Origin of the sequence: Mesorhizobium sp. B2-5-13 (genome assembly GCF_006440535.1) — a bacterium.
Taxonomy (GTDB): domain Bacteria; phylum Pseudomonadota; class Alphaproteobacteria; order Rhizobiales; family Rhizobiaceae; genus Mesorhizobium; species Mesorhizobium salmacidum.
This window is the reverse complement of the sequence record NZ_VFUI01000001.1, coordinates 502,467-517,877: the sequence shown is the minus strand read 5'-3', so window position 1 is coordinate 517,877 and position 15,411 is coordinate 502,467. Positions and strand designations below refer to the sequence as shown.

Sequence of the window (15,411 nt, the reverse complement as noted above, 5' to 3'; positions counted from 1 at the left end):
CTCAGGCCGGTCTCACCAGGATGTGTTTTTTCCTGCCCAATGAAAGCTTTACGACATTTTCCGGACTCAAATCCTGAAGCGTGACCAGTCGACGGTCGTCGCTTACCGGCTGGTCGTTCAGGCGCACGGCGCCACCCTGGATGTGCCGCCGTGCCTCGCCATTGGATGAAGCCAACCCCGCGCTGACCAATAGCGACAGGATGCCGACGCCGGTTTCGAGCGCGGCCTTGTCCGTCTCGACGGTCGGCAACGTGTCGGCGAGCGCGCCTTCCTCGAAGGTCTTGCGCGCCGTCTCGCTGGCCTGTTCGGCGGCCGCGCGGCCATGCAGATGAGCGGTGATCTCGGTAGCGAGGATCTTCTTTGCCTCGTTGATCTCGGAACCGCCCAGCCGCTCGAGCTGTGCGACCTCTTCCAAAGGCAGCGTGGTGTACAGTTTCAGGAACCGGGCAACGTCGGCATCCTCGGTATTGCGCCAGTACTGCCAGAACTCGTAGGGGCTCAGCATCTCCGGATCGAGCCAGACCGCGCCCGATGCCGACTTGCCCATCTTGGCGCCGGACGAGGTGGTGAGCAGCGGCGTCGTCAGTGCGTAGAGTTGCGCATCCTCCATCCGGCGGCCGAGATCGATGCCGTTGATGATGTTGCCCCATTGGTCGGAGCCGCCCATCTGCAGGCGGCAGCCGAGGCGCTTGTAGAGTTCGACGAAATCATAGGCCTGCAGGATCATGTAGTTGAATTCGAGGAACGACAGCGATTGCTCGCGATCAAGCCGCAATTTGACGGAATCGAAAGCAAGCATGCGGTTGACGGAAAAGTGCCGCCCGACATCGCGTAGGAAATTGACGTAGTTGATCTCCATCAGCCAGTCGGCATTGTTGATCATGACCGCGTCGTTCGGACCGCCGCCGAATTTGAGGTAGGGCATGAAGTTGCGGCGGATACCGGCGAGATTGGCGTCGATATCCGCAGGCGTCAAAAGCTTGCGCGCCTCGTCCTTGAAGGAGGGGTCGCCGATCATCGACGTGCCGCCGCCCATCAGCGCGATCGGCCGGTGGCCGGTCTGCTGCAGCCAATGCAGCATCATGATCTGGATCAGCGAGCCGGCATGCAGGCTCTTGGCCGTGGCGTCGAAGCCGATATAGGCCGTCACCGTTTCCTTGGCGAAAATAGTGTCGAGACCGGCATCATCCGAGGTCTGGTGGATGAAACCGCGCTCGCTCATCGTGCGCAGGAAATCGGATTTGAAGGCAGGCATGTTTTCTTTCCCGAAGCGTACGCCACGGTCCGTGGCGGGCATATGTGAACGCGCGCGTTTAGCACCCAAGCGCGATCAGCAAAAGTGGATTCCGGTTTTGCGCCGGATCGCGCGCCAACCAGAGTTGGCGATCAGCAAAAGCGGATTCCGGTTTTGCGGCCGCGCGGATGATGCCAGCGGCGGTCCGGCCGCAATGCTTGCTTCATCGTTTCGGCTGGCGTAATGAGGCGCCGCGCCACAAGGTTCTAACAGTCCACGACCTCAAGCGGCACCGCACGGCATCCATAAAATGCCATATCCGACGACAGAGCCCCGACGCGACATGCCGGACGCATTGATATCCATTGTCATTCCTTGCAGGAACGAGGCGGCAAACCTGCCACTGCTGATCGACGAGATCGAGGCGGCGATGGCCGGCCGCGACTTCGAATTGATCATCGTCAATGACGGCTCGACCGACGAGACGGCTGCCGTGCTCGCCGAACAGGCGGCGCGACGCCCGTTTCCGCTACGCGAATTGCGGCATCGGAAGTCCGCCGGCCAGAGCCTTTCGGTGCGTTCGGGCGCCTGGGCGGCGCGCGGCGGCATCGTCGCGACCATCGACGGCGACGGCCAGAACGATCCGCAGTACATTCCGGTGCTGGTCGATGCGCTGCGCCAAGCCGGGCCCGATTTCGGCGCCGCGCAAGGGCAGCGCCTCAAGCGCCGCGACAGCAAGGTCAAACAATTGGCGTCGCGTTTCGCCAACTGGCTGCGAAACGCCATCCTGCATGACGAGACGCGCGACACCGGCTGTGGCCTGAAGGCGGTTCATACCGATATCCTGCGCAAACTGCCGTTCTTCGACGGCACCCATCGCTTCGTTCCGGCCCTGGTCATCCAGGAGGGGTATCGCGTCGTGCATTGCGACGTCGTCGACCGCTCGCGCCGGCACGGCAAATCGAATTACGGCATTTTCGATCGCGGCCTGCAGGGTGTGCTCGATCTCTGCGGTGTCTGGTGGTTGCGCCGCCGGCGCCGCAGAATGCCAAAAATAGAGGAAATCAAGCGTGTTTAATGTGCTTCAGGAACTGGGAGCCTGGCTTCATCAGGTTTTCATCAAGCAGTTCGATGCGTGGATCCTGCTCGGCTTCGTCGCCCAGTTCTTCTTCACCATGCGCTTCGTCGTGCAGTGGCTGGCCTCGGAAAAGGCCAAGCGCAGCGTCGTGCCGGTGGCCTTCTGGTTCTTCTCCCTGTTCGGCGGCGGCCTGCTTCTGATTTATGCCATCCAGCGCCAGGATCCGGTGTTCATCGCCGGGCAGGCCATGGGCATGTTCATCTACATCAGAAATCTCTGGCTGATCGCCAATGAGCGCAAGGCGGCGATGACCAAGGTCGATTGAGCAACCGCCAAAAAAGAAATGATCGGAGAGACGCAAAAATGGCGTTGAACAGGAACTACATCTTCCTCTTCCTGTTCAGCCTGGTGATGACGGCTTCAGGCTTGGCATCCATGCCGCCAGTCGACCGCGACGAGCCCCGCTTCGTCCAGGCATCCAAGCAGATGGTCGAGAGCGGCGACTATGTCGACATCCGCTTCCAGGAGACCTCGCGCTACCAGAAGCCGATCGGCATCTACTGGCTGCAATCGGCGGCCGTGGCGCTGAGCGGGCAGGGTGCCGAGGCACCGATCTGGGTCTATCGCACGGTTTCGGCACTCGGCATTGCCTTTGCCGTGCTGGCGATCGCCTGGACTGGGACCAATCTTTTCGGTGCCAATGCCGGCCTCGCGGCCGGCCTGGTGATGGCTGCGATCTTCGCCACGGCGTTCGAGGGCCGCGACGCCAAGACCGATGCGATGCTGCTGGCCTGCTGCGTGGCGGCGCAAGGCGCGCTGGCGCAGATTTACCTGGCATCGCGCCGCAATGAAGCGGTCGCCGGCCATCTCTGGTGGATCTTCTGGATCGCGCAAGGGGCGGCGATCCTCATCAAGGGGCCGATTGCGCCGCTGCTGTCCGCGTTGACCATTGCCGTCCTGTTCGCCTTCGAGCGCGACGGGCGTTGGCTGTCGAAGCTTAGGGTTGGGCGCGGCCTGCTACTCGTCTTGGTGATTTCTCTGCCCTGGCTCGCCGCGATCACCTGGAAGAGCCACGGTGCTTTCCTGCAGCAGGCCGTCGGCAAGGACATGCTCGGCAAGGTCGCGTCGGGCGCGGAATCGCACGGCCTGCCGCCCGGCTTCTACATGCTGACCTATTCGCTGTTCATGTGGCCGTTCGGCCTGATCGCGGTAGGCGCTGGCCTGCAGGCCCTCAACCGCATGCGCGATGATGTGAGGCTGCGCTTCTGCCTCGCCTGGTACATTCCGTTCTGGCTCGTTTTCGAACTCATTCCCACCAAGCTGCCGCATTATGTCCTGCCCGCCTATCCCGGCATGGCGCTGCTGATCGGCTGGCTGCTGACATTGCAGCCGCAGGACGCCAATGCGCCGCTCAGTCGCTGGCAGCAATGGTTGTGGTGGTCGACCGCATTCGGTCTTGTCGTGGTCAGCCTGGGCCTGGCGGCGGTCTGCATCGGAGCGCCAATCTACCTCACCCACACTTTCTCCTGGTGGAGCATTCCGGCGGCCGCGGCCGCACTTGGCGCGGGCTATTTCGCGTTTTCGCGGCAGTTGCAGGTGCCGCTGCCCCGCATCGGCGCCACCGCCGCCTGTGCGGGCATCGCCTACGCCTTGCTGTTCGGCGTCATCGCCCCGTCCCTGAAGCCGATCTGGCTGAGCCCGGCAATCAGGGACGCGGTGCGCGCCAACAAACCTTGCGACACGACCGTGCTGGCCTCGGCGCGTTATCAGGAGCCGAGCCTGGTGTTCCTGGTCGGCACCAAAACGGTGCTGACCGATGTCGGGGGCGTGGCGGAACATCTGCTCGCCGATCCCGCTTGCTCCTTGGGCCTGGTGCCGATCGGCGACGAGCAGAAATTGAATGGCATGCTGTCCGTGCAACGCAAGTCGGCGAACCGCCTCGCCGAAGTCGACGGCCTCAACTATTCGTCGGGAGACAAACTGTCGCTCGGTCTCTACCGTATAGCGCAATGACTTCGATGATGGGGTCGAGTTCCCAATGCTCGTGAAATCGCGGCCTCCAGTTTCCAGATCGCTTCTCGGGATAGGGCGCCGGTCCCTCGGCAATTTTCGCGACACCCTGCAGATCGCAAGACGGCGCCTTGCCGTTCGCCCCGCTCGCTATCCCAACATCTCATGGTGGGCGTGGGGCCTGGTCTGGGTCTTTCTGACGGCCGCGGCCTTTGTCCGTCTCGATACGCCGGCAGGAGTAGCATATGGCCAGTGGTCGGCGGGCGCCGCCAGGCTTGCCGAGTTCTTCACGCAGTTCGGACTGGGCGGCTGGTATCTCATCCCGTCCGCGCTGCTGCTTGTCGCGGCCAATCTGACGGATTGGCGAAGCCTTTCGCGGCGCGCGCTGATGCTGGTCTACAGTTGGACTTGTCTCGCCTTTCTGGTGCTGAGCGCCGTTGGCCTGTCGGGCCTGACCGTCAATGTCTTGAAATATGCCATTGGCAGGGCGCGCCCGCTCTACTTCCAGGATTTTGGCGTCCTTGCACTGCACCCCTTTGCCTTCGATGCGCGCTTTGCTGGCTTTCCGTCCGGCCACGCCACGACGATGGGCGCCGTGTTCGGTATCCTGCTGCTTTTGTTTCCGCGGCGTTGGTATATCGCCCTTGTGGTCACGGGCTGCATCGCCTCGACCAGGATCTTCGTCGGTGCGCACTATCCAAGCGACACCGTCGCCGGCTTCGGCCTCGGCTGTGCCTTCGCGCTGGTGTGCGGACTGGTCTTTGCGAGGCTCGGTTTCATCTTCAGGCCGGCACCTTCAGGATTGCCGGTCCGCAAGCCATCGTTCCGGCTTATTGCCCCGGAAAAATAGGTCGCTGCCGGACCGTCCGCACCGCGGCGGCCTCATGTCGAGGAGGCGGGCCTTGCCCGCCCGCTCATAGCCCGGGGATACGGATGGCCTGATGTCTTAGCGCAGCCGCTTCGGCCTCGGATCGGACAATTCTCCCGCCAGCCGGCGATCGAGATAGTCGGCGCATTCTTCGATCAGCACATCGGCGTCGTTGGCGAAGAAATGGTTGGCGCCGGGCAGGGTCTTCTGCGTGATGGTGATGCCCTTTTGCGTGTGAAGCTTGTCGACCAGGCCTTGCACATCCTTCGGCGGCGCCACCTTGTCGGCATCGCCATGGATGATCAGACCCGAGGACGGGCAGGGCGCCAGGAAGGAGAAATCATAGGTGTTGGGCTGCGGCGCGATCGAGATGAAGCCCTCGATCTCGGGCCGGCGCATCAGGAGCTGCATGCCGATCCACGAACCGAAGGAATAGCCGGCCACCCAGCAGCTCTTGGAATCCGGATGCAGCGACTGCACCCAGTCGAGTGCGGCCGCCGCGTCCGACAACTCGCCGGTGCCGTGGTCGAACTCGCCCTGGCTGCGGCCGATGCCGCGGAAATTGAAGCGCAGCGTGGTGAAATCGCGCTTCTGGAACATGTAGAAGAGGTCATAGACGATCTTGTTGTTCATCGTACCGCCGAACTGCGGGTGCGGATGCAACACGATGGCAATCGGCGCGCTCTTTTCCTTCGAGGGTTGGTAGCGTCCCTCCAGGCGGCCGGCCGGACCGGTAAAAATGACCTCAGGCATGAAATACTCCACGTGACATATACAAATGCGCGGCGCCCGGAACTCTTGCTCTGGCCCCGCTTCCACAGACCTTGACGCAGGGCGAGCGTCTTCCTAGAAGCTAGTTTAGAATTGTTCAAAACTGGGTGGCCGAAACGCAATCGCCCGGTCGCACTCGCCGCAAGCCGCGTAAATAGGACGGCTTGCCTTGGAATTTCAAGGAAATAACGCCATACGTCGGCGGAATGGCTTTTGACGGGAAGAACTGGACGAAAATGGCCGCGATACGCGCCTATCTGGACTATAATGCCAGCGCGCCGCTGCTTTCAGCCGCGCGCGAGGCCATGGTCGCGGCGTTTGACGCAGCCAACCCCTCGTCGGTCCATGCCGAGGGGCGCGCCGCGCGCAGGCTGGTCGACAATGCCAGGCGCGACGTGGCGGCACTGGTCAACAGCAAGACCGAACATGTCGTCTTCACCTCGGGTGCGACCGAGGCCGCCTCGACGCTGCTGACGCCGGACTGGCAGATGGGGCGCGGCGCCATTCGCATGAGCCGGCTCTACGTGTGCGAGACCGACCATCCGTGCCTGCTGAATGGCGGACGCTTTCCGGCAAACCTGGTGACGCGGATCGGTGTCGGCGCTGATGGCATCGTCAGTCTCGACGCCTTGACGGCTGCGCTCGGCGGTCACGATAAGGCCGATGGCTTGCCGTTGGTCGCGATCCACTCCGCCAACAACGAAACCGGCGTCATCCAGCCGATCGACCGCATCGCGGAGATCGTCGGGGCGGCGGGCGGCATTCTTGTCGTCGATGCCGTTCAGGCCGCGGGCCGCGTTTCCATCGATATGTCGGCTGGATACGCCGACTATGTGATTCTGTCCTCTCACAAGATCGGCGGCCCCAAGGGCGCCGGCGCCATCGTTGCCGCTGCCGACCTGATGATGCCGAAGCCGCTGATCAATGGCGGCGGCCAGGAAAAGGGCCACCGTGGCGGCACCGAGAACTTGCCTGGCATCGCCGGTTTTGGCGCCGCCGCGCGCGAAGCGCTGGCCGGGCTGAAGGCCATCGGTGCCGTGCGTCGGCGTCGCGATGAGCTCGAAACGTCGATCAAGACGCTGGTGCCGGACGTGGAAATCTTCGGAGCCGGCGCGCCAAGGCTTGCCAACACGACATTCTTCGCTATTCCCGGCGTCAAAGCCGAAACCGCCCAGATCGCCTTTGATCTGGGGGGCGTGGCGCTTTCCGCCGGTTCCGCGTGCTCGTCGGGCAAGGTCGGGCCGAGCCATGTGCTGAAGGCCATGGGACACGGCGACAGTCTTGGTGCCTTGCGCGTATCGGTCGGTGCCGCGACTGCCGACGAGGATATCGAACTGTTCCGCACCGCGCTGGCAAGCATTGCCGCGCGTCGGGCGGGTAGAGAGAAGGCCGCGTAGCGGTTGGAGCATCGGACCGGGAAATCCGATGCTTGAGAAAAAGGATCAGGCTTCGGCCTGGTAGAGCCGTGCGTTTTATGCTGGCCGGGTGAATTTCCGGTCGAGGCGCACTATATGAAACTTACGCTGCCGCGGACGCTGCTCGGGCGTTCATTCGGCGGTGCCATAGTTTGAAAACTGTCGGGCCTTGACCCCGGCGTGGATGGAGAACGCATATGCCTGCTGTGCAGGACACGATCGATCGGGTCCGAAAGATCGACGTCGACCAATACAAATACGGATTCCAGACCGAGATCGCTGTCGACAAGGCTCCCAAGGGCCTGAGCGAAGACATCATCCGCTTCATTTCGGCCAAGAAGGACGAGCCGTCCTGGATGCTGGAATGGCGCCTCGAAGCCTATCGCCGCTGGCTGACGCTGGAAGAGCCGACCTGGGCGCGCGTCAACTATCCCAAGATCGATTTCCAGGACATCTACTATTACGCGGCGCCCAAGAGCACGCCCGGACCGACGTCGCTCAGCGACGTCGATCCCGAGATCTTGAAAGTCTACGAGAAGCTCGGCATTCCGTTGAAGGAGCAGGAAATCCTCGCCGGCGTGCAGAAGACCGACGCCTCGGAGCTCGAGGAAGTCAGCGACAATGTCTACAAATCGGGCCGCGTCGCCGTCGACGCCGTGTTCGATTCTGTGTCCGTCGTCACCACCTTCAAGAAGGAGCTGGCGCAGGCCGGCGTCATCTTCTGCTCGATCTCCGAAGCGATCCGCGAGCATCCGGAACTGGTCAAGAAATATCTCGGCTCGGTCGTGCCGACCTCCGACAATTTTTACGCCACGCTGAATTCGGCCGTGTTCACCGACGGCTCGTTCGTCTTCGTGCCCAAGGGCGTGCGCTGCCCGATGGAGCTGTCGACCTATTTCCGTATGAACGAGAAGAACACCGGCCAGTTCGAGCGCACGCTGATCATCGCCGAGGAGGGGGCCTACGTCTCCTATCTCGAGGGCTGCACGGCGCCGCAGCGCGACGAGAACCAGTTGCATGCCGCTGTGGTCGAACTGGTCGCGCTCGACGATGCCGAGATCAAGTATTCAACGGTGCAGAACTGGTACCCCGGCGACGCCGAGGGCAAGGGCGGCATCTACAACTTCGTCACCAAGCGCGGTGACTGCCGTGGCCATCGTTCGAAGATATCGTGGACGCAGGTCGAGACCGGTTCGGCGATCACCTGGAAATATCCGAGCTGCATCCTGCGCGGCGACGATTCCTCGGGCGAGTTCTATTCGATCGCCGTGTCGAACGGCTACCAGCAGGTCGATAGCGGCACCAAGATGATCCATCTCGGCAAGAACACGTCGAGCCGCATCATCTCCAAGGGCATCGCCGCCGGCTTCTCGCAGAACACCTATCGCGGCCAGGTTTCGGCGCACCGCAAGGCGACCAATGCCCGCAACTTTACCAATTGCGACTCACTGCTGATCGGCGACCAGTGCGGCGCGCACACTGTGCCTTACATGGAAGCGAAGAACTCGACGGCGCAGTTCGAGCATGAGGCGACGACGTCGAAAATATCAGAGGACCAGAAGTTCTACGTCATGCAGCGCGGCATCCCGGAAGAGGAAGCCATCGCGCTGATCGTGAACGGCTTCGTCAAGGATGTCATCCAGCAGCTGCCGATGGAGTTTGCCGTAGAGGCGCAGAAGCTGATCGGCATCTCGCTGGAAGGCTCGGTGGGCTGACCGGCCCGGACAAATATTCAGGAAACAAAAATGCTTGAGATCAAGAACCTGCACGCCCGCATCGTCGATGACGGCACCGAGATCATTCGCGGCTTGAGCCTGACGGTGAAAGCCGGCGAGGTCGCCGCGATCATGGGACCGAACGGGTCGGGCAAATCGACGCTCTCCTACATCCTCGCCGGCCGCGAGGACTATGAGGTGACCGAGGGCGACATCCTCTACAACGGCCAGTCGATCCTCGAAATGGATCCGGCCGAACGCGCCACTTCCGGCATCTTCCTCGCCTTCCAATATCCGATGGAGATACCGGGCGTGGCGACCATGGAATTCCTCAAGGTGGCGATGAACGAGCAGCGCAAGGCGCGCGGCGAGGAACCGCTGAAGATCCCGGAATTCCTGAAGCGGGTGAAGGAAGCCGCCGCCTCGCTCAGCATGGACATGGCGATGCTGAAGCGGCCGCTCAATGTCGGCTTCTCCGGCGGCGAGAAGAAGCGCGCCGAGATCCTGCAGATGAAGCTCCTGGAGCCGAAACTGTGCGTGCTCGACGAGACCGATTCCGGCCTCGACATCGATGCGCTGAAGATTGTCTCGGATGGCGTCAACGCACTGCGCTCGCCGGACAGGGCGTTCCTGGTTATCACCCACTACCAGCGCCTGCTCGAACACATCGTGCCTGATAGCGTACATGTGCTCTACAGGGGCCAGGTCATCAAGTCGGGCGACAAGTCGCTGGCGCTCGATCTTGAAGCGAACGGCTATGCCGGCGTCATCGGGCAAGCCGCGTAACGTGCCAAGTCATTTTGTTCCAAAAGACAGGCGAGACTGATGAATATGCACACACAACCGCAGCGGACACCGGCCGAGACAGCGTTGATCGACGCCTTCGGCGAACGGCTGTCGCTTTTGCCGGGAGACGGCGCGGTGATGCTGAAGCGCGACGACGCCATCGAAGCGGTCAAGCACGGCCTGCCGACCCGGCGCATCGAATCCTGGCACTATACCGACCTGCGCCGGCTGTTGGGTGCGGTGCCGGACTTCGATCCGGCCGCCGCCGCCAAAGCCATCGCGCCAATCGTCGACGGTTCGACGGTTCTGACCCTGTTGAACGGGGTATCAAGCGCCAAGGCGCCGGTCGTCGACGGCGTCAGCGTCCAGCGTCTGTCCGAAAAGCTGACCGATGGCAGCATCGCGCCGGGGCTCGATCCCTATGGCAGCGACGATGCCATCGGCGCGCTGAACACGGCCTTCGTTGCCGACGGCTATTTTGTCGATATCGCCGACGGTATTGAACTGGAAAAGCCGATCGAGCTGCAGAACCTGCAGGCCGGTGGCCAGACCCATGTGCGCCTGCCGGTGCGGGTTGGCACCGGCGCCAAGGCGGTCATCGTCGAGCGTCAAGCCGGCGAGGGCGCGGCGCTGACGAGCTCGGTCAGCCAGCTCGTGCTTGGCGCGGGCGCCGAGGTGACCTGGCTGATCGTCCAGGAGCAGCCGGATACGGCGACACATCTGGGGCAGTTCAAGGCCCATATCGGCAAGGATGCCAAACTGACGCTGTTCGTTATGAACGCCGGCGGCAGGTTGGTGCGCCAGGAAATCATGGTCAAGACGACGGGCGAAGGCGCCGACTTCAAGCTGCGCGGCATCAATCTTCTGGCCGGCGACACCCATACCGACGTCACCATGGTGCTCGACCATGCCGTACCGCATACGACATCGACCGAGGTCATCCGCAATGTGGTGACCGGCAAGGCGCGGGGCGTGTTCCAGGGCCGCATCAACGTCCATCAATATGCGCAGAAGACCAACGCCAAGATGGCTTGCAACACGCTGCTTTTGTCGGACGATGGCGAGTTCTCGACCAAGCCGGAGCTCGAGATCTTTGCCGACGACGTCGTCTGCGGCCATGGCGCGACGGTCACCGAGATCGACCACGATCATTTGTTCTACCTGATGGCGCGCGGCGTCGACGAAAAGAGCTCGCGGGGGTTGCTCGTCAAGGCGTTCGTCGCCGAGGTGATCGAGGAACTGGATGACGAAGCGATCGTCGAGGCGCTGGAAGCGCGGCTCGATGAGTGGTTCGTGACGCACGGCTAAATTGGATGGGGCCTGGCCAAGCCACCCCTCATCCGTCTTGGCGCTACGCGCCAGTCCACCTTCTCCCACAAGGGGAGAAGGTAAAGCGCTCTTCCTTCTCCCCTTGTGGGGCCTGAAGGGCGGGCGAGGCGAGTGACTCGCCCTGGGCGGTGGCCGCGAAGCGGTCGGATGAGGGGTGCGCGGCAGAATGAGGCGATGAAGTTGTGATGGACCGGAAGATCGAAACCAGCCCCTACGACGTCGAGGCGATCCGCCGTGACTTTCCGATTCTGTCGCGCGAAGTCTATGGCAAGCCGCTCGTCTATCTCGACAACGGCGCCTCGGCGCAGAAGCCGCAGGTGGTGCTGGATACCATCGAGCACGCCTACAGCCAGGAGTATGCCAACGTCCATCGCGGCCTGCATTTCCTTTCCAATGCCGCCACCGACGCCTATGAAAAGGCGCGAGAAACGGTGCGCCGTTTCCTCAACGCGCCAAGCACCGACAACATCGTCTTCACCTCGAACACGACCTCGGCCATCAACACCGTCGCCTATGGCTATGGCATGCCTAATATCGGCGAGGGCGACGAGATCGTGCTGTCGATCATGGAGCACCATTCCAATATCGTGCCGTGGCATTTCATCCGCGAACGCCAGGGCGCCAAGCTGGTCTGGGTCCCTGTCGACGACCTCGGTGTCTTCCACATCGAGGAATTCGAAAAACGCCTGACCGACCGCACCAAGCTAGTCGCCATCACGCAGATGTCGAATGCACTGGGTACGGTGACGCCAATCAAGGAGATCGTCCGGATCGCTCACGCCCGCGGCATTCCGGTGCTTGTCGACGGCAGCCAGAGCGCCGTGCACATGCCCATCGACGTGCAGGATCTCGATTGCGATTTCTTCGTCTTTACCGGCCACAAGGTCTACGGCCCCTCGGGCATCGGCGTGCTCTACGGCAAGAAGGATAGTCTCGCCGGCATGCGGCCCTTCATGGGCGGCGGCGAGATGATCGAGGAGGTGACGGAAGATATCGTCACCTACAACGACCCGCCGCACCGCTTCGAAGCCGGCACGCCGCCGATCGTCCAGGCGATCGGACTGGGTGCCGCGCTCGACTACATGGACACTGTCGGCCGTGAGCGCATCGCGGCACACGAGGAAGACCTCAAGAATTATGCCCATGAGCGCCTGCGCGCCATCAATTCGCTGCGCATCTTCGGTGATGCGCCTGGCAAGGGCGCCATCATCTCCTTCGAACTAAGAGGTATTCATGCCCATGACGTCTCGATGGTGATAGACAGGCAAGGCGTGGCTGTCCGCGCGGGCACCCATTGCGCCCAGCCGCTGTTGAAACGCTTTGGCGTAACCTCCACATGCAGGGCATCGTTCGGCATGTATAATACCAGGGCCGAAGTCGACGCTTTGGCCGAGGCGCTTGAAAAAGCGCGCAAGTTTTTCGGGTGACGACCATGGATGATGTGAGTACCCCCACCGAGGCTACGCCGGAAAACGCCGGCAACAGCGTCGTTTCCGCCTCGGGCATCCCGGCCGATGAACTGGCGCGGCTGACCGATGACATCGTCTCGGCGCTGAAGACGGTCTACGACCCGGAAATCCCGGCCGACATCTACGAGCTCGGCCTCGTCTACAAGATCGACGTCGAGGACGACCGCTCGGTCAAGATCGACATGACGCTGACCGCGCCCGGCTGCCCGGTGGCCGGCGAAATGCCCGGCTGGGTGGAAAATGCTGTCGGCGCCGTCGAAGGCGTGTCTGGCGTCGAAGTCAACATGACTTTCGATCCGCCCTGGACGCCCGATCGCATGTCGGAAGAGGCGCAGGTGGCGGTGGGCTGGTACTAGCAGCGAGCCTGGTACACTTGCGCCAATGGTAAAACTTCACCATTTTAGGTGAGGACTCATTCGGCAGGCCTTGAACCTGCATGGAATGGAGAAGGAAAAACATGGGACGCTTTGCCGTCATCACGATGACCGAAAAGGCCGCCGACCGGGTGCGCGAGATCGTCGCCACGCGCGATAACGCGCATGGCATTCGTCTCGGCATCAAGAAGGGCGGCTGCGCCGGCATGGAATATACGGTCGACCTGGTGACCGAGCCCAACGCCAAGGACGACCACATCGAACGCGACGGCGCCCATGTCTATGTCGCGCCGGAAGCAGCACTTTTCCTGTTCGGCACCGAGATGGATTTCGAGCAGACGACGCTGCGCACCGGCTTCACCTTCCGCAACCCGAACCAGAGCTCGGCCTGCGGCTGCGGCGAATCGGTCGAATTGAAACCGGCCGATCTGAAAGTCTTGGCCGAGGCGCGCGCTTCGGCCTGAGCATTTCCTTCGCCCCGTTTACGGGTGAAGAAAGCTAATCCACCCACATGCCTGTCCGCTTGTGCCAGTCGGCGATCGATTCCTCAGGATAGACGTCGAACACCTTGTCCTTCGGCCCGATATCGGGCTCGACCCAGTTCGCCTTGTATTTCAGCATCAGATGCACTTTTTCGGGCGGCTTCGGCAGGTCACTGTCGATCGCCGAGGCGAAGGGATGCACCAGTTCCGGCCAGGTCGGGTCGTAGAGCCACAGCGCTGACCCGCATTTGCGGCAAAAATTGCGCTCGCCGGTCGAGACCTCGCAATTGGGATGCTCGTCGTCCTCGATCTCAGCGCGATAGACGCCAAGGTTTCTCTTGCCCCTGATGTTCAGCGTTTCGTAGTCGGCGCCTAGATTGATGGCGAAACCGCCGCCGCCCTGCTGCTTGCGGCAGATCGAGCAGTAGCACAGCATGAACGGCACGGGCGTGTGGCTTTCCACTTCAAAACGCACGGCGTTGCAGCGACAGGACCCCTTGAGCAGCACAGGCATGGCAAAAAACTCCGACAGGATAGCCTCAACCTGTCAGCATGATTTTGGTTGCGGCAATGACAAGGCCAAATGCCGGTGGCATGATCGCGGCATGGACAATGAACGCATCGCCGAACTGTTCGAGGGCCTCGGTCAGGTCAGCATCCGAAAACTGTTCGGCGGCAAGGGCATCTATTTCGACGGCGTCATCGTCGCCATTGTCCTGCGTGGCGAATTGCTGCTGAAGGCGGACGAGCAAAGCGCACCGGATTTCGAAGCCGCGGGCTGCCGGCAGTGGACCTATATCGGCACGCGCCACGGCAAGCTGGTAGCGATGCCCTACTGGAGCATTCCCGACAGCGCTTTTGACGATCCGGACGAAATGACGGTCTGGGCACGCCGCGCCTATGAGGCGGGGCGGCGCGCCGGCAAGTGACCTACAAGGCCTTGGCGATCTCAGCCGCCAGCGTTGCATTGTTCTCGACCAGCGCGATGTTGGTCTTCAGGCTGCGGCCGCCGGTGAGTTCGAGGATTTTTCCCAGCAGGAACGGCGTTACCGCCTTGCCGGTGACGTTGAGGGCCTCGGCCGCCTTCTGCGCGGCTTCGATGTAGCCCGCCATTTCTTCAGCGGGGATTTCGTGGTTTTCCGGCACCGGATTGGCAACCAGCAAGCCGCCGCCCAAACCCAGAGCCAGGCGCGTCTGATAGAAATGCGCGATGTCTTCCGGCTTGTGCAGGGTCAATGGCGCCCGGAACGGCGACTGCCGCGACCAGAAGGCGGGCATCGTCTCGCAGCCATGGCCAACCACAGGCACGCCGCGCGTCTCCAGCACTTCCAGCGTCTTTTCGATGTCGAGGATCGCTTTGGCGCCGGCCGAGACGACGATGACCGGCGTGCGCGCCAGTTCATCGAGGTCGGCCGAGATGTCGAAACTCTTTTCCGCGCCCTTGTGCACGCCGCCGATGCCGCCGGTGGCGAATACTTTTATCCCGACCATGTCAGCCGCGATCATGGTCGCTGCGACCGTGGTGCCCCCGGTGCGGCCTTGCGCGACGGCGAAGCCGAGATCGGCGCGCGACAGCTTCATGGCGTCACCCGTCATCGCCAGCGATTCGCGCTCGCCGTCGGAGAGGCCGATCTTGATGCGGCCGCCAATCACGGCGATCGTCGCCGGCACCGCGCCGCCGTCACTGATGATCTTCTCGACATTGGCCGCCATGGCGCCATTGTCGGGATAGGGCATGCCATGGGTGATGATGGTGCTTTCGAGCGCCACCACCGGACGCCCGGCGGCCAGGGCTTGCGCTACCGGTGCGTGGATATCGATGAAAGGGCGGGCGGTTTCTGGCGTCATCTCTGATCTCCAATCCGGAGTGCGGCGCATCC

At 62.4% G+C, this 15,411-nt stretch carries 16 protein-coding genes; 12 read left to right on the top strand and 4 right to left on the bottom strand.

Features of this window, described 5'->3' with window-relative positions:
• Position 1: 1 nt before the first annotated feature.
• Entirely contained in the window at positions 2 to 1,255 is a 1,254-nt protein-coding gene (gene tyrS / locus FJ434_RS02620) for a tyrosine--tRNA ligase (protein WP_140506412.1), read from the bottom strand.
• A 322-nt stretch (positions 1,256 to 1,577) separates the two neighbouring features.
• Here tyrS and FJ434_RS02615 point away from each other — a divergent pair, with 322 nt between their 5' ends.
• The 4 genes from FJ434_RS02615 to FJ434_RS02600 are packed head-to-tail and all read left to right on the top strand — an operon-like array spanning position 1,578 to position 5,172.
• On the top strand, positions 1,578 to 2,312 hold the full coding sequence (locus FJ434_RS02615; RefSeq protein ID WP_027143651.1) for a glycosyltransferase family 2 protein: 735 nt from the start codon (positions 1,578 to 1,580) through the stop codon (positions 2,310 to 2,312).
• Positions 2,305 to 2,637 carry a lipid-A-disaccharide synthase N-terminal domain-containing protein gene (locus FJ434_RS02610; protein ID WP_140506409.1) on the top strand — a complete coding sequence of 111 codons (333 nt, stop codon included), beginning with the start codon at positions 2,305 to 2,307 and terminating at the stop codon, positions 2,635 to 2,637. The genes FJ434_RS02615 and FJ434_RS02610 overlap by 8 nt, the downstream gene beginning before the upstream one ends.
• Before the next feature lie 38 nt (positions 2,638 to 2,675).
• Positions 2,676 to 4,325, top strand: coding sequence for a glycosyltransferase family 39 protein (locus FJ434_RS02605; RefSeq protein WP_181165978.1), 1,650 nt, complete (start codon positions 2,676 to 2,678; stop codon positions 4,323 to 4,325).
• 25 nt (positions 4,326 to 4,350) lie between these two features.
• Complete coding sequence (locus tag FJ434_RS02600; protein WP_140749610.1) at positions 4,351 to 5,172, top strand: phosphatase PAP2 family protein; 822 nt, start codon at positions 4,351 to 4,353, stop codon at positions 5,170 to 5,172.
• A gap of 96 nt (positions 5,173 to 5,268) precedes the next feature.
• On the opposite strand, the gene FJ434_RS02595 is transcribed toward FJ434_RS02600, so the two are convergent.
• Positions 5,269 to 5,943, bottom strand: coding sequence for an alpha/beta hydrolase (locus FJ434_RS02595; RefSeq protein WP_027028091.1), 675 nt, complete (start codon positions 5,941 to 5,943; stop codon positions 5,269 to 5,271).
• 254 nt (positions 5,944 to 6,197) lie between these two features.
• Between FJ434_RS02595 and FJ434_RS02590 the strand changes: the two genes are divergently transcribed.
• From FJ434_RS02590 to sufA, 7 genes are all read left to right on the top strand, one after another.
• A complete protein-coding gene (locus tag FJ434_RS02590; RefSeq protein ID WP_140749613.1) occupies positions 6,198 to 7,358 on the top strand; it encodes a cysteine desulfurase family protein in 1,161 nt (386 codons plus the stop codon).
• 215 nt (positions 7,359 to 7,573) lie between these two features.
• Entirely contained in the window at positions 7,574 to 9,091 is a 1,518-nt protein-coding gene (gene sufB, locus FJ434_RS02585; protein ID WP_027143655.1) for a Fe-S cluster assembly protein SufB, read from the top strand.
• Between the two features lie 30 nt (positions 9,092 to 9,121).
• On the top strand, positions 9,122 to 9,877 hold the full coding sequence (gene sufC, locus FJ434_RS02580; protein WP_140749616.1) for a Fe-S cluster assembly ATPase SufC: 756 nt from the start codon (positions 9,122 to 9,124) through the stop codon (positions 9,875 to 9,877).
• 39 nt (positions 9,878 to 9,916) lie between these two features.
• A complete protein-coding gene (sufD, locus tag FJ434_RS02575) occupies positions 9,917 to 11,185 on the top strand; it encodes a Fe-S cluster assembly protein SufD (protein ID WP_140749619.1) in 1,269 nt (422 codons plus the stop codon).
• A 206-nt stretch (positions 11,186 to 11,391) separates the two neighbouring features.
• A complete protein-coding gene (locus FJ434_RS02570; protein WP_140506403.1) occupies positions 11,392 to 12,633 on the top strand; it encodes a cysteine desulfurase in 1,242 nt (413 codons plus the stop codon).
• Positions 12,634 to 12,638: 5 nt separating this feature from the next.
• Positions 12,639 to 13,031 (top strand): SUF system Fe-S cluster assembly protein, encoded by a 393-nt coding sequence (locus FJ434_RS02565; protein ID WP_140749622.1) that lies wholly within the window; start codon positions 12,639 to 12,641, stop codon positions 13,029 to 13,031.
• A gap of 101 nt (positions 13,032 to 13,132) precedes the next feature.
• Positions 13,133 to 13,513, top strand: coding sequence for a Fe-S cluster assembly scaffold SufA (gene sufA / locus FJ434_RS02560; RefSeq protein ID WP_140506400.1), 381 nt, complete (start codon positions 13,133 to 13,135; stop codon positions 13,511 to 13,513).
• Between the two features lie 34 nt (positions 13,514 to 13,547).
• Here the strand turns inward: sufA and FJ434_RS02555 are convergent, their stop codons facing one another.
• Positions 13,548 to 14,045 carry a GFA family protein gene (locus FJ434_RS02555; protein ID WP_140715107.1) on the bottom strand — a complete coding sequence of 166 codons (498 nt, stop codon included), beginning with the start codon at positions 14,043 to 14,045 and terminating at the stop codon, positions 13,548 to 13,550.
• 91 nt (positions 14,046 to 14,136) lie between these two features.
• Between FJ434_RS02555 and FJ434_RS02550 the strand changes: the two genes are divergently transcribed.
• Entirely contained in the window at positions 14,137 to 14,460 is a 324-nt protein-coding gene (locus FJ434_RS02550) for a TfoX/Sxy family protein (RefSeq protein WP_140715105.1), read from the top strand.
• Between the two features lies 1 nt (position 14,461).
• Here FJ434_RS02550 and FJ434_RS02545 read toward each other — a convergent pair whose 3' ends face one another.
• Positions 14,462 to 15,379: a pseudouridine-5'-phosphate glycosidase gene (locus FJ434_RS02545; protein WP_140749624.1), complete on the bottom strand. Its 918-nt coding sequence runs from the start codon at positions 15,377 to 15,379 to the stop codon at positions 14,462 to 14,464.
• Positions 15,380 to 15,411 lie beyond the last annotated feature (32 nt).